The 11,750-nt window shown below is 71.8% G+C and carries 11 protein-coding genes and 1 pseudogene; 7 read left to right on the top strand and 5 right to left on the bottom strand.

Features of this window, described 5'->3' with window-relative positions:
• The first annotated feature begins 9 nt into the window (after nt 1-9).
• Entirely contained in the window at nt 10-408 is a 399-nt protein-coding gene (locus tag PV721_RS20505; RefSeq protein ID WP_319726515.1) for a TOBE domain-containing protein, read from the top strand.
• Between the two features lie 76 nt (nt 409-484).
• Here the strand turns inward: PV721_RS20505 and PV721_RS20500 are convergent, their stop codons facing one another.
• On the bottom strand, nt 485-901 hold the full coding sequence (locus PV721_RS20500) for a helix-turn-helix domain-containing protein (RefSeq protein WP_319726478.1): 417 nt from the start codon (nt 899-901) through the stop codon (nt 485-487).
• Between the two features lie 391 nt (nt 902-1,292).
• On the opposite strand from PV721_RS20500, the pseudogene PV721_RS20495 reads away from it, so the two are divergent.
• Nucleotides 1,293-1,523 (top strand): annotated as a pseudogene (locus PV721_RS20495) (molybdopterin-dependent oxidoreductase); the annotation flags it as partial.
• A 7-nt stretch (nt 1,524-1,530) separates the two neighbouring features.
• Here PV721_RS20495 and PV721_RS20490 read toward each other — a convergent pair.
• The 3 genes from PV721_RS20490 to PV721_RS20480 all read right to left on the bottom strand — a co-directional run bounded on the left by PV721_RS20490 (nt 1,531) and on the right by PV721_RS20480 (nt 3,643).
• Entirely contained in the window at nt 1,531-1,950 is a 420-nt protein-coding gene (locus PV721_RS20490; RefSeq protein WP_319726475.1) for a TOBE domain-containing protein, read from the bottom strand.
• 167 nt (nt 1,951-2,117) lie between these two features.
• Nucleotides 2,118-3,029, bottom strand: a complete 912-nt coding sequence (locus tag PV721_RS20485; protein ID WP_319726472.1) for an SDR family oxidoreductase — start codon at nt 3,027-3,029, stop codon at nt 2,118-2,120.
• On the bottom strand, nt 3,026-3,643 hold the full coding sequence (locus tag PV721_RS20480) for a helix-turn-helix domain-containing protein (protein WP_319726469.1): 618 nt from the start codon (nt 3,641-3,643) through the stop codon (nt 3,026-3,028). The genes PV721_RS20485 and PV721_RS20480 overlap by 4 nt, the downstream gene beginning before the upstream one ends.
• Before the next feature lie 424 nt (nt 3,644-4,067).
• Here PV721_RS20480 and PV721_RS20475 point away from each other — a divergent pair, with 424 nt between their 5' ends.
• Both PV721_RS20475 and PV721_RS20470 read left to right on the top strand, forming a co-directional pair.
• Entirely contained in the window at nt 4,068-4,706 is a 639-nt protein-coding gene (locus tag PV721_RS20475; RefSeq protein WP_319726467.1) for a DUF4142 domain-containing protein, read from the top strand.
• A 9-nt stretch (nt 4,707-4,715) separates the two neighbouring features.
• The gene (locus tag PV721_RS20470; protein ID WP_319726465.1) at nt 4,716-6,092 is read left to right on the top strand and encodes a DUF1996 domain-containing protein; all 1,377 of its coding nucleotides are present in this window, start codon (nt 4,716-4,718) and stop codon (nt 6,090-6,092) included.
• Between the two features lie 210 nt (nt 6,093-6,302).
• Here PV721_RS20470 and PV721_RS20465 read toward each other — a convergent pair whose 3' ends face one another.
• Nucleotides 6,303-7,592 carry a helix-turn-helix domain-containing protein gene (locus PV721_RS20465; RefSeq protein WP_319726462.1) on the bottom strand — a complete coding sequence of 430 codons (1,290 nt, stop codon included), beginning with the start codon at nt 7,590-7,592 and terminating at the stop codon, nt 6,303-6,305.
• 603 nt (nt 7,593-8,195) lie between these two features.
• On the opposite strand from PV721_RS20465, the gene PV721_RS20460 reads away from it, so the two are divergent.
• From PV721_RS20460 to PV721_RS20450, 3 genes are all read left to right on the top strand, one after another.
• Complete coding sequence (locus PV721_RS20460; protein WP_319726460.1) at nt 8,196-9,008, top strand: hypothetical protein; 813 nt, start codon at nt 8,196-8,198, stop codon at nt 9,006-9,008.
• Between the two features lie 29 nt (nt 9,009-9,037).
• Nucleotides 9,038-10,453, top strand: a complete 1,416-nt coding sequence (locus PV721_RS20455; RefSeq protein ID WP_319726459.1) for an NADH-ubiquinone oxidoreductase-F iron-sulfur binding region domain-containing protein — start codon at nt 9,038-9,040, stop codon at nt 10,451-10,453.
• A 136-nt stretch (nt 10,454-10,589) separates the two neighbouring features.
• Nucleotides 10,590-11,567: an SCO0930 family lipoprotein gene (locus PV721_RS20450; RefSeq protein WP_319726513.1), complete on the top strand. Its 978-nt coding sequence runs from the start codon at nt 10,590-10,592 to the stop codon at nt 11,565-11,567.
• The last annotated feature ends 183 nt before the right edge of the window (nt 11,568-11,750 follow it).

Here is an 11,750-nt window from a genome sequence, read left to right as displayed (position 1 = left end):
GCTGCGGGCGTGCCGTCGTATTCCATGGGGCAGGCCGCCCAGTTGCTGCGCGTGAGCCCCGAGACCGTCCGCCGGTGGGCCGAGACGGGACGGCTGCCGGCCGGCCGCGGCCCGGACGGGTCCCGGACCGTCGACGGGCTGGTCCTCGCCGCCTTCGTCAAGGACCGGGCCGCCGGGCTGCCTCCCTTGCCGTCGGGCACCGTCGCCACGTCCGTCCGCAACTCCTTCGCCGGGATCGTCACCGCCGTGCGGCTCGACGACGTGGCGGCCCAGGTCGAGATCCAGTCGGGCCCGCACCGGGTGGTGTCCTTGGTGACCAGGGAGTCGGTCGAGGAGCTGGGCATCACGGTCGGGGCGACGGTCACGGCCCGGGTGAAGTCCACCGAGGTCCACATCGACCTGGTGTAGCCGGGCCCTGCCGGCCCACGCCTGACGCCCCGCGACCGACATCTGACGCCCCCGCGCCCCGACGTGCCGCTCCCGGTCATCCGCAGCGCAGCGCCGCGTACAGGTCCAGCTTGTGGTCGAGGCGGGGCAGGTCGCGGCCCGTCAGGACCTGCACCCGCTCGATCCGGTAGTGCACGGTGTTCACGTGCAGGTGGAGGGCCTCCGCCGTGCGCGCCCAGGAGCAGTTGTTCGCCAGGAAGACCTCGAGGGTCTCCCGCAGCATCCCGTCCCCGAGCGCCCCGAGGGTCTGGGCGGCGAACACCGTCCGCACCTCCGGCGGGACCCCCGCCATCAGCTCGGCGAGGGTGTCCAGGCGCTCGACCTCGCGCACCGGGACGCTCTCGTCCGCCGCCGTCGGCGCGAACCGGGCCTGGCTGAGCGAGGCGCGCAGCCCCTCCGCTCCCGCGGCCTTGGCCCCCACGCCCAGCCGGAGGTCCGCCTGCGGCCCCCGCACTTCTGCAGCAGCGGCCACACCGCCCGGAGCGGCCCCGCCGCGTCGCCCGCGGCGGCCGGGTCCCCATGCAGCACCGCCACCGAACGCCCCACCGACCACGCGGCGTTGTCCAGGTGGCGCAGCCGCTCGGCCAGGGCGTCGCCCGAGGTCGCCGCCAGCACCCGCTACGGACCGCCCGGGGGCAGCCCGGCCGCCGCGAGCGCCTCCTCCTGGGCTCCCGTGTCCCGCGCACCGAGGTGCACTTCATGGAGACTTCGGACGCGATCGGCCCGCTGGGCGCCAAGTCGATGAGCGAGAGCCCCTTCAATCCGGTGGCCCCCGCCTTCACGAACGCTGCGGGACGCCGCGGGGGTGCGTTTCACGGAGCTGCCGGCGACCCGGGGCGTGGTCTGGCAGCGGGCACCACGCCGTCCTCGCCTGGGCCGAACGCGACGAGGACTTCGGCGACAGCCCGGTGCTGCTGGCCACCCGCCTCGACGGGGAGGAGCTCGACGGGGCGGGCGCGCAGCCGGTGGTCCCCTCGGACCGGTGCGGGGCGCGCTACGTCAGCGCCGTCACGCACGTGTGGTTCGGCGCGCTGGCGGTGCCGGGCCTCTGTCCTGGCCGCCGGCCCGGCCCCTGACCGGGCATCAGACGGTGGCGAGGGAGATCTCGGTCGACTTGATCAGCGCGACGACCGGCGAGCCGGCGGACAGACCGAGCGCATCGATCGCGTCGGCGGTGACGGCCGCGGTGAGGTGGCCTCCGCTCACGTTCACCTTCACGGCGGCCATGGCCGGGCCGGTGGCCACGTCGGAGACGGTGCCGGTGAGCTGGTTGCGGATGGAGATGTTCTCGACCGGGTCGGTGGCCAGGGCGACTTCGGTGGCCTTGACGAGCGCCTTCACGCCGGAGCCGGAGGTGATGCCGAGGTCCTTGACGGCGGCGGCGGTGATGGCCGCGGTGATCTCCTGCCCCCCGTCCAGACGGACCTTGACCGTCGCCATGGCCTCGCCGACGGTGACGGCGGTGACGGTGCCGGCGATCTGGTTGCGGATGCTGAGACTCATGAAGGTTCGACCTCTTGCCTGGACGCGTCACGGTCCGGAGGGAACCGCTCGGGACCGACCGTAGGGCCCCTCGGGCCGGCGCGCACGGACCCCCTCGCATCCGCCGCCCGGAACCACCCGCCCGGCTGGCCCCTGCCGGTGCGAGCGCCCCCGGCCCCGCCCGGCCGTCAGAGCGGGTCGCCCAGGGGCCCGTACTCCTCTTCCAGGTTCCGGGCCCAGTGCGCGGCGAAGTCCGGCTGCGTGCCGTCGGCGTCGGTGAAGCCGTACTCCTGGTACAGGCCCCACGTGGCCAGGGCCCGCCCGGTCTTGGCCATGACGTCGGGGTCGGCGGCCAGCGCGGCGACCGCCCGGCCGAGATAGGCGGGGGTCTCGGAATGCGCGAAGTTCGGATCCTGGGCGGCGCCGTCGCGCCAGTTGTCCTCGGTGACGCCGAAGTGTTCCAGCAGGGCTTCCGAGCGCAGGAATCCGGGTGTGACGGCCACGGCCGCGACGCCGTGCGGCTTGAGCTCGGCCGCTTGCGCGACGGCGAGACGGATCACGGAAGACTTCGCCAGGTCGTAGAAGAACGAGCCGCGGTAGCGGGCTGTGTTGCCGTCGGTGACCTCCACGACCAGGCCGCTCTTGCGGGCGACCAGCAGCGGGAGCACGAACCGGCTGGTGATGACGTGCGTCTCCACCGCCTGGCGCAGCAGCCGGAGACCGGCCTCCAGGTCCTGCTCCCACAGCGGGTTCTCCCAGTCGGTCAGCGGATCTCCGCCCCATACGGAGTTGACCAGGACGTCGAGACGGCCCTCCTGCTCGTCCGCGATCCTCTCGGCGAGGGCCCGCACCTCGTCGGGACGGCTGTGGTCGACGCGGACGGCGATGCCGGTGCCGCCCGCGGCGGTGACCTTCTCGGCCGTCGCCTCGATCGTCTCCGGGCGGTCCAGGTCGGAGCGCCCGGCCGTGCTGCTGCTGCGGCCGGTGACGTACACCGTGGCGCCGGCGGCTCCGAGCTCGACGGCGATGCCCCGGCCGCCTCCCCGGGTGCCGCCTGCGACGAGGGCCACCCGGCCCTCCAGCGGGCGCGTGTCGGTCATCGTGATTCCTCCAGGTCTCGGCCGTGCCGGGGCACGACGTGCGGGAGCAGTACGGTGTCGAGCTCCTGCCGGAGCCGCTGTTCGAGGGTGCCGTGGCGTTCGAGCGCCCAGGTCAGGCCCGCTCCGGCGGTGATCGCCTGGACGGTGCGAGCCAGGGCCGCGACGTCCGTTCCGGCGCGGAGCTCGCCCGCGCCCGCCGCCTCCGCCAGCAGCGCCTCGACCGCCCGCCCCTGGGCCCGGTGAACGGCCAGGGCGTGTTCGTAGAGCTGCGGATCGGCAAGGTCCGTGCACAGGAACGCCAGATGGTGGGCGAAGGTCTCCGGCGTGTCCATCCCGGCCACCGATTCCACCGTGAGCGCCGCCAGGGCCCCGAGCGCCGAGGCGTGCGCCTGGCGCGCGCGGCCGGCCCGTTCGCCCGCGTCCTTCGCGGACTGCCCGGCGAGGGCCAGCAGCAGACCTCGCTTGGACCCGAACCGCTGCACGAGGGTGCCGGGCACCAGCCCGACCTCGCGCGCCACGGCGGCCAGCGTGAGCCCGGCCGGCCCGACCCGGCCCATGACCTGCGCCGCGGCGCGCAGGATCACCGCATCCTCGACCCCGCGGGGACGTCCCACCACCGCCGCCCTTCGTTAATAAATGCTCGTTCATTTATTAAACCGCGCGATGCGCGATGCGGCAAGCCCGCCTCGTACCCGGCCGGGCTGAACGGGCCGGTTGCCGCCGCGGCCGGGACTCGGCCTTGCGCCCCCCGCCGGGACCCTGGCCTACTACGGGAACGAGCGGGAAGTCCCCCAGCCCGGCCCCCGGTTGGCGCCGCGGCAAGATAGCAGCCTTTCGCGGGACCGCCGGGATGTTTGTCCGATGGTGATGTCCTCCCGCAGTGACGCCACGCCTGGCACTAGCGTCCCGTGACACCCCGGGAATGCGGGTGTGCACCGCACGGCTCGTGCGGACCCTCCTGCCCCGCCACCTTCCCGGCCCATGGAGCGAGGAGGCACAGTGCTGTCATTGCGGCGGAGACCTTTCAGCAGCTTGTCGGTGGCCACGAGATACACGATCGGAAGCGGTGTCGTCATCACCGCACTTGCGCTCACCCTGATCGCACTGCTGATACCCGTGGACCGGTTCGGCAGTAGCGCCTCGGCCGCCGCCGCGGCTCCCGCGGGCGAGGACGACGGCCTCGGAACGATGAGCACGGCGTACGGGCCGCTGACGGCCGCGGACCGGGATTTCATCCGCAAGGTTCGGCTCGCCGGGCTGTGGGAGCTGCCCGCAGGACGGCAGGCCCAGCAGCGCGGGACGCGCCCCCCTATCCGCACGGCCGGGGACCACCTCGTCGACGGCCACACCAAGCTGGACCGGGAAGTCATCCAGGTCGGCCAGGCCCTCGGCGTCGATCTGCCCAACCAGCCCTCCGCGCAGCAGCAGGAATGGCTGGCCCAGATGACCCGCGCCAAAGGGGATGAATACGAACGACTGTTCATCAAACTGTTGCGCCGCGCGCACGGAAAGGTCTTCGGACTGGTGGCCGTGATCCGGGCGCAGACCCGCAACTCCATGGTGCGAGCCCTCGCCACGTCCGCCAACACCACGGTCCTGGACCACATCACGGTCCTCGAAGACAGCGGACTGGTCGACTTCGACTCGCTCTCCGACAATGTCCCACCGACGAAGTGAAGTGATCGCATGAGTCAAAAGGGCCACAAACGCCCCCGGTTGTCGAACAAGCTCCTGGCCGTGGTCTCCGCCCTCGTGCTGGGCGGTGGCGGGGTCGCCATCGTCGCCGGAAACGCGTCCGCGGGGCAGGAGGGCGGCCGTGCGGGGCAACTGACGGCGACCATCGACTGCCCCGACGTCGGGGAGAAGATCACCGCCGTGCCCGACCAGGCCAAGGCCGAGGTGGACGCGGGCCTCGCCAAGCTGGACGACCAGGTGGCCGATGCCTACCGGCGCCTCGCCGCCGGCGAGGCGAAGGGCGACGCCCTCCTCGGTGAGCTCAAGGAACAGCGGGACGCAACCATCAACGGCATGGCCGACGCGATCGGCCGTACCGGCCAACCCCCGGCCGAAATAAAGTCGTTGAGCGGATGCACCATGAAGAAGGCACCCGCCGCGGACGACGCCCTGGCGGGCGGGGGCGGCGAGCAGAACGCCGCTGCCAAGAGCGGCGCCGGACAGAAGGGCGGTCCCGCGCGGAGCGACTTCGTCAGCATCACCAAGATCAAGCCGAACGTACGCACCCCCGCCAACGCGGGGAACGCCTCCAAGGGATCCTTCAGCTCGCAGTGCGGCCGCAACGAGAACGGCCACTTCAACCCCGACAACGTGATCGTCGCCCCCGGTGTCTCCAACGGCGCCCACCACATGCACGACTACGTGGGCAACAAGACCACCGACGCCTTCTCCACCAACGACAGCCTCGCCGCCTCCGGCACCACCTGCGGGAACGGTGACCAGTCGAGCTACTACTGGCCCGTGCTGCGGCTGCGCGACGGCAAGGCGGAGAAGGACGCCAAGGCTCCCGGCGGAGGCCAGGACGCCAACGTGGGCACCATCCTCCAGCCGAAGCAGGTGTCGATCACCTTCAAGGGCAGTCCCGTCGACAAGGTCACCGCGATGCCCCGTTTCCTTCGCATCATCACCGGTGACGCCAAGGCCTTCACCAACGGCAATGCCAACGCCAACGCCTCGTGGAGCTGCACCGGATTCGAGAACCGCCAGCTGAAGGACAAGTACCCGGTCTGCCCCAAGGGCAGCGACGTGGTGCGCTCCTTCACCTTCCAGAGCTGCTGGGACGGCAAGAACATCGACAGCGCCAACCACCGCACGCACGTGGCCTTCCCGGACAAGAACGGCCGCTGCCAGAAGGGCTTCAAGGCCATTCCGCAGCTCGTGATGCGACTCACGTACGGGGTGGCGCCGGGTGCCCGCTTCGCCGTGGACAGCTTCCCCGAGCAGTTGCACAAGCCGGTGACCGACCACGACGACTTCATCAACGTGATGTCGAACGGCCTGATGAACAAGGCCGTGAGCTGCATCAACGACGGGCGCAACTGCCGCTGACCACCCTGGTCCGCACCGGTCCGGTTCCTCGCGATCCGGGCCGGTGCGGACCCCTTTGCTCCCGGGCCGGGCGCGCCCTCCCCCCACCACCGCGCCCGGCCCGGGAAAGGTGTTGGCCCGGAGCCGACTTCGGGCCAACACCGCACGCAAGAGCCCGGCCCGGCCCCGTGACGACGGGGCCGGGCCGGGCTCTTGCGGTGCAGTGGCCGTTCAGAGGCCGTTGACGCGGGCCATGCGCCCGACGACGACGGGGGTGAAGTCCGCGGTGATCACGCGCGCCGCCCTGCGGCTCACGCGCGAGTGCTGACGCCGCACCTGCGCCATCAGCCGGCGGCTGCGCAGGGCCATCTCCAGTTCGAAGCGGGTACGGGGGTCGCGCAGGCCGGTGCCGAAGAGCTTCTCCAGCTGGCGCATCCGGTAGCGCACGGTCTGCGGGTGCACGCTCAGGGCTTTGGCGGCCTCGGGGGCGCCGCCGCCCTCCAGCCAGGCGAGCAGGGTCACCTCCAGGCGCTCGCTCTGGCGCGGGGTCAGGTCGGCCAGCGGCCGCAGCCACCGGGCGGCCAGCGCGTGGGCGAGCGGTTCGTCCTGGAGCAGCAGCAGGGTCGAGAGGTGGTCGTCCACGAACACGGCCCGCAGCTCCAGGCCCGGGCGGGCGGGCGTCAGGCCGAACAGGCGCAGCGCCCAGCGCAGCGAGGAGGCCGTGTCCCGGAGCGGGACCGCGTGGCCGACGGCCGCGAACCGGCCGCGCAGCAGCTGGTCCAGGGGGGCGCGGCTGTCGGGGTCGGGGCTGGGGACCAGCAGGCACGGCCGGCCTGCGAACGCGCCGGCGAGGGCCTCAGGCAGTACGGAGGCGAGCTGCTGGGCCTCGCCGGGCGTGGCCGGCACGATGGCGCGTACGGCCGGGGGGAGGGGCCAGCCGGCCGCCTCGGCGAGCTCGACGAGGGAACTCTCGGAAGCCGCCCGGTCATCGGTGAGCGCCTTGAAGAGGTCCTCACGTGCACGGTCGCCGCCGCCGACGCTCTCGCGGGCATCGGGTCGGACGCCCTCACGAACACCCTCGTACCGGCCCTCGTGTGTAACCTCGCACTCGTCGTTCCTCTCGACCGTGATTCCGGCCTTGATCCGGGCCTTGGTCTCAGCCCTGGTCTCGGGCCTGGTGCCGGCCGCGACTTCGCCGGTGTCCGTGTCCGCGATGTCGTCCTCACTCTCGTCCGGGCCCTCGTCCGGGTCCTCGTCCCGGTCCTGGTCCTCGTACTTGTCCGGTGTCTGTTCCCGGGTTTGCTCCTGGTAGCCGAGCGCGGTGAGAAGAGCCTCTTCCACGCACTGCCTGAGCAACTCGTCATCGATGGCATCGTTGTCATCGATAAGGGCGGAAAATTCCGGAATTCCATGCAGAAGCTCCTCCACTATCTCGGCGGCCAGCGCGGGCAGTTCTTTGCGCAGGACGCGGGTCCACTCGCCACGCGGGCGGGACCAGATGCGGTTCAGAAGTTCGCACATCGTTTCCTCGTTCGTGCCGGGGTGAGGCTTGTCCGGGGAAGAGCGACAAGCCCGCCGAGGTTGCCCCCCGCGCCAACAACGTTGTCTGGCACGGGAGTTGCGGCCCTCGTACTCCCTCCTGGAGAGGTCCGGCCACTTACGGCCCCATGATTTTGCGGTAATTTTGCCGTCGGGGACGCGTAGGTGACAGGCGGCGCGGTGGCCAGTCGCAACCTCCGCTGGAGGGGAATCTTCCGGTGTTGTTCGATGCGTCGGAGACGCGGTGCGAGAAATTATCACGTTTCGATAAATCCTGTGGAGCTGGTGTGCAGCTCCACGATGCTGCTGCACTCCGGCCCCAAGTTCCCTCGGCCGGCGCGGAGTTTCACAGCGCTGCCGGGCACAGAGGACACAACGACCCCCGGGTGCCCGAGCGCCAGGTGGAGCGCTCGGAGCCCAGGCGCACAGGAGAACTGGATGCCCCTGCCCCAGCCTCACATGCCCCGCTCACACCGAGCCCGCCGCAGAAGCCGTCACGCGGCAGCAGCAGCGGCACCGGCCGCCGGCCGGCGGGCCGTTCGGCGGCCTTCCCTCCTTCCCACCGCCGGCAGGCTGCGCCCCGGCGTGATCTGCGCCACCGGCGCGGCCATCGTCTCCTTCGCCGTGGCCGCCCGCGCGGGCGCCCTGAGCGATGTGTGGGACTTCCTCGACTACGGGGCGGGCGTGCTCTCGCTCGTCTCGCTCACCTCCACCGTCCTGTGGGGGCTGGTGGCCAGCGACCGGCTCCTGCTGGGGTCCGGCCACCGGCTGCTCGCCCAGGGCGTGCACCGCGGCCTCGCGGTGGCGGGACTGGGCTTCCTGGCCCTCCACATCTGGGTCAAGATCGCGGAACAGCGGACGACCGCGGCTTCGGCGGCGGTGCCGTTCACGGACGCCGGCCAGCCGGTCCTGATCGGCCTCGGCACGCTGGCCGGATACCTCTTCCTCGCCGTGGCTGTCTCCGGTGCGGTGCGCAGCGCCTTCGCCACCAAGGGCCGCTCCCTGTGGTGGAGGGCCCTGCACTTCGGGGCCTATCCGGCGTGGGGCGCGTCCCTGGTGCACGGGCTGAAGGCGGGCCGGTCCGCCGACGTCTGGGTCACGGCGGCCTACGCGCTGTGCCTGGCCGGCGTCGCCGGAGTGCTCGCCTTCCGTCTCAAGTCCCGCATGGGTGACGTGACGTCCCGGCCGCCCACGCCGCAGGCGGTGGCACAGCCGTCCGTTGTGCTGGCGTCCGTGCCCCGGCCGAGGCGGGGCACGCGACCGATCCCGTTCGACCAGCCGTCGGCGCCGCCCCGGCCCGACGACCCGCCGCGTACCGCCGTGTACGCGCGGAGCCGGGCCGGCGGCGACCGCGGCACGGTGGAAGAGCAGTTCGCCACCCGGGAGCAGCGGCTGTGACCGGCGAACCGCGACCCAGCCTGGGCTGCGTGGGCGCCCCCAGGCTGCTGGCCGGGCTCGACCAGGCCCCCCGGCTCGACCGCGTCGCCCATCTGACCACGCACGGCTCGCTGCCCCGGTACCGGCCGGACGAGCTGGTCGACCTCGCCGACAACATCGACCTGCGGGGCCGCGGCGGGGCGGGGTTCCCCTTCTCCCGGAAACTGCGCGCGGTCATGCGGTCCGCCCGGGGGCGCGAAGGGCAGACCGCCGTCGTCGTCAACGGCAGTGAGGGCGAGCCGAGTTGCCTCAAGGACACCGCACTGCTGCTGCACGCCCCGCACCTGGTGCTCGACGGAGCCCTGCTGGCGGCGGCCGCGATCTCCGCCGAGGACGTCGTCGTCGGGGTCACGAGGACGGACGTGGAGCAGTCGGTACGGGCCGCCGTCGCAGAACGCGGCCCGGCCGGACGCCGGGTCCGCGTGGCGCTGCTCCCCGAACGCTTCGTCACCGGAGAGGGGACCGCTCACATCAACGGCTTGAACGGGGGTGAGACCCTACCGTCCGGCCAGAAGGTGCGGACCAGCGAGCGAGGTCTGAACGGCGTCCCCACCCTGCTGTCCAACACCGAGACCTTCGCCCAACTCGCCGTCGCCGCACGGCTCGGCGCCCTGGACTACCGTACGGCCGGCCTGCCGGCCGAGCCGGGCACCGTCCTGCTGACCGTCGCCGGTTCCACCGTCGTCGAGACACCCACCGGGGCCGCGCTGTCGTACATCCTGGAACTGTGCGGCACCGATCCCGGCCAGGGCGTCCTGGTCGGCGGCTACCACGGCAAATGGCTGGACCCCGGGTCCGCCCGCGCCGCGGAGGTGTCCCGGCAGTCCCTCGACTCGCTCGGCGCGCGGCTGGGGGCGGGGGCCGTCCTGCCGCTGCCCGAGGACACCTGCCCGGCCGGCGAGGTGGCACGGGTGACCCGCTGGATGGCGAAGGAGTCGGCCGGCCAGTGCGGCCCCTGCGTACGGGGGCTGCCCGCACTGGCCGACGTACTGGAGGACGCGATCCGGGGAGGGGGCGCCGCCGCCCTCGAAACGGTGCAGGCGCGGCTCAAGGCGGTCCTGGGCCGCGGCGCCTGCAGTCATCCCGACGGCACCTCGCGCTTCGTGGCTTCGGCGCTCAGCGTGTTCCCGGACGAGTTCAGGGACCACGCCCTCGGCAGCGGGTGCGGCCGACGGGTGCTGGGAGCGCTGCCGTTGCCGCAGGACGAGAGTCCGGAGCGGCTGGTCGTGGACTGGACCCTGTGCAAGGGGCACGGGCTGTGCGTGGACATCGTGCCCGACGTCGTGCGGCTCGACGCGGACGGCTTCCCGGCGCAGGCGTCCATGCCGGTGCCGGGACGGCTGCGGCCGAAGGCGCTGCGCGCGGTGCGGCGCTGCCCGGCCCTCGCCCTGCGCATCCAGGACTGAACCATTGCGCCGGGTTCAATCTTGGCGCGATCTGACAAATTCCCAGGGAATTCCGCTTCCACCGCCCGGAGCCCCGTATCAATTACCGGGGGCAAGAAAACGCGGAACCGAACCTGAAGGAGAAATCGTGAAGAGGATGCGTCGGGAGATATTCGCCGGGTCGGCGGTCGCGGTACTGCTGATGACGGCCGCTTGCGGCACCGGGGACAATTACTCGGGAAAGGGGAGCTCGGTCCAGCCGGTGGGCGACAGCAAACAGGTCGGGAACGGCTACGACGACGTCTACGGAAGCGGATCCGGGGCCGACCCGGGCGCGGCCGGCAAGAGCGGCCCGGCCGGGCAGCTGAAGGTGCAGGACATCGCGGAGCTCGGCGCGGGGGTCACCGACAGCGAGGGCTTCACCCTCTACCGGTTCGACAAGGACACGCCCAAGCCCCCCAAGTCCAACTGCGAGGGGGACTGCGCCACGGCCTGGCCCGCCGTGGCCGCGGACGACGCCACAGCAGGTGAGGGCATCGACAAGAGCCTCCTCGGTTCGGTCGCACGGGCCGACGGCACCCGGCAGCTCACGCTCGCGGGATGGCCCGTGTACCGCTACGCGAAGGACACCAAGGCGGGCGACACGCTCGGCGAGGGCGTCGGCGGAACCTGGCACGTGCTGGGACCCGACGGGAAGCCGGCCGCTCCGGCCAAGGGCGGCGCGGACAAGGGCGGGGCGGACAAGACCGGGAAGGACGGCGCAGCCCAGCAGCTGACCGAACTCGCCGTGAACCAGAATGCCCAACTCGGCCCCATCCTCTCGGACGCGGAGGGCCGGACGCTCTACCGGTTCGACAAGGACAGCGCCTGGCCCATGAAAATCGGTTGCGTGGACGCCTGCACGGACACCTGGAAGCCCGCCGCGCCGGTCGACAAGGCGAATGTGAAGGGAATTGCCGCCGAATTGATCGGCACGGTGAAGCGGCCCGACGGCAGTGAGCAATTGACGATCGACTGCTGGCCGGTCTACACGTTCACCGGCGACAAGGAACCCGGGGACATCAGCGGACACAACAACAAGGGCCTCTGGTTCGCCGTCACCGACAAGGGCAAGAAGGCGAAGGTAGTCGGCTAGGACCGGACCACCTTCGCCGGCGTGCTCTTGTCTGCGACTGCGACCCGGAGGACCTCGTTTTTGTGTCCGCTGATGTACCCGGCTTGCTTGACTCCGGAGAACGTGTAGTGCGCCCAGGATGCTCTCGTGATATGCTAACGTGGTGCGGGCTGGTTAACCGGGCTGATCAAAACGGAGACAATT

The sequence above is a fragment of the Streptomyces sp. MB09-01 genome, from assembly GCF_033794505.1.
Lineage (GTDB): Bacteria > Actinomycetota > Actinomycetes > Streptomycetales > Streptomycetaceae > Streptomyces.
Note: the sequence above shows the minus strand (reverse complement) of the source record. Positions and strands in the feature narration are given on the sequence as shown.

What these genes read in the sequence shown, in the direction of transcription:
- PV721_RS20490 (WP_319726475.1), bottom strand. Translation starts at nt 1,950, where the DNA reads ATGAGTCTCAGCATCCGCAACCAGATCGCCGGCACCGTCACCGCCGTC.
- PV721_RS20485 (WP_319726472.1), bottom strand. Translation starts at nt 3,029, where the DNA reads ATGACCGACACGCGCCCGCTGGAGGGCCGGGTGGCCCTCGTCGCAGGC.
- PV721_RS20470 (WP_319726465.1), top strand. Translation starts at nt 4,716, where the DNA reads ATGAGTCAAAAGGGCCACAAACGCCCCCGGTTGTCGAACAAGCTCCTG.
- PV721_RS20465 (WP_319726462.1), bottom strand. Translation starts at nt 7,592, where the DNA reads ATGTGCGAACTTCTGAACCGCATCTGGTCCCGCCCGCGTGGCGAGTGG.
- PV721_RS20450 (WP_319726513.1), top strand. Translation starts at nt 10,590, where the DNA reads ATGCGTCGGGAGATATTCGCCGGGTCGGCGGTCGCGGTACTGCTGATG.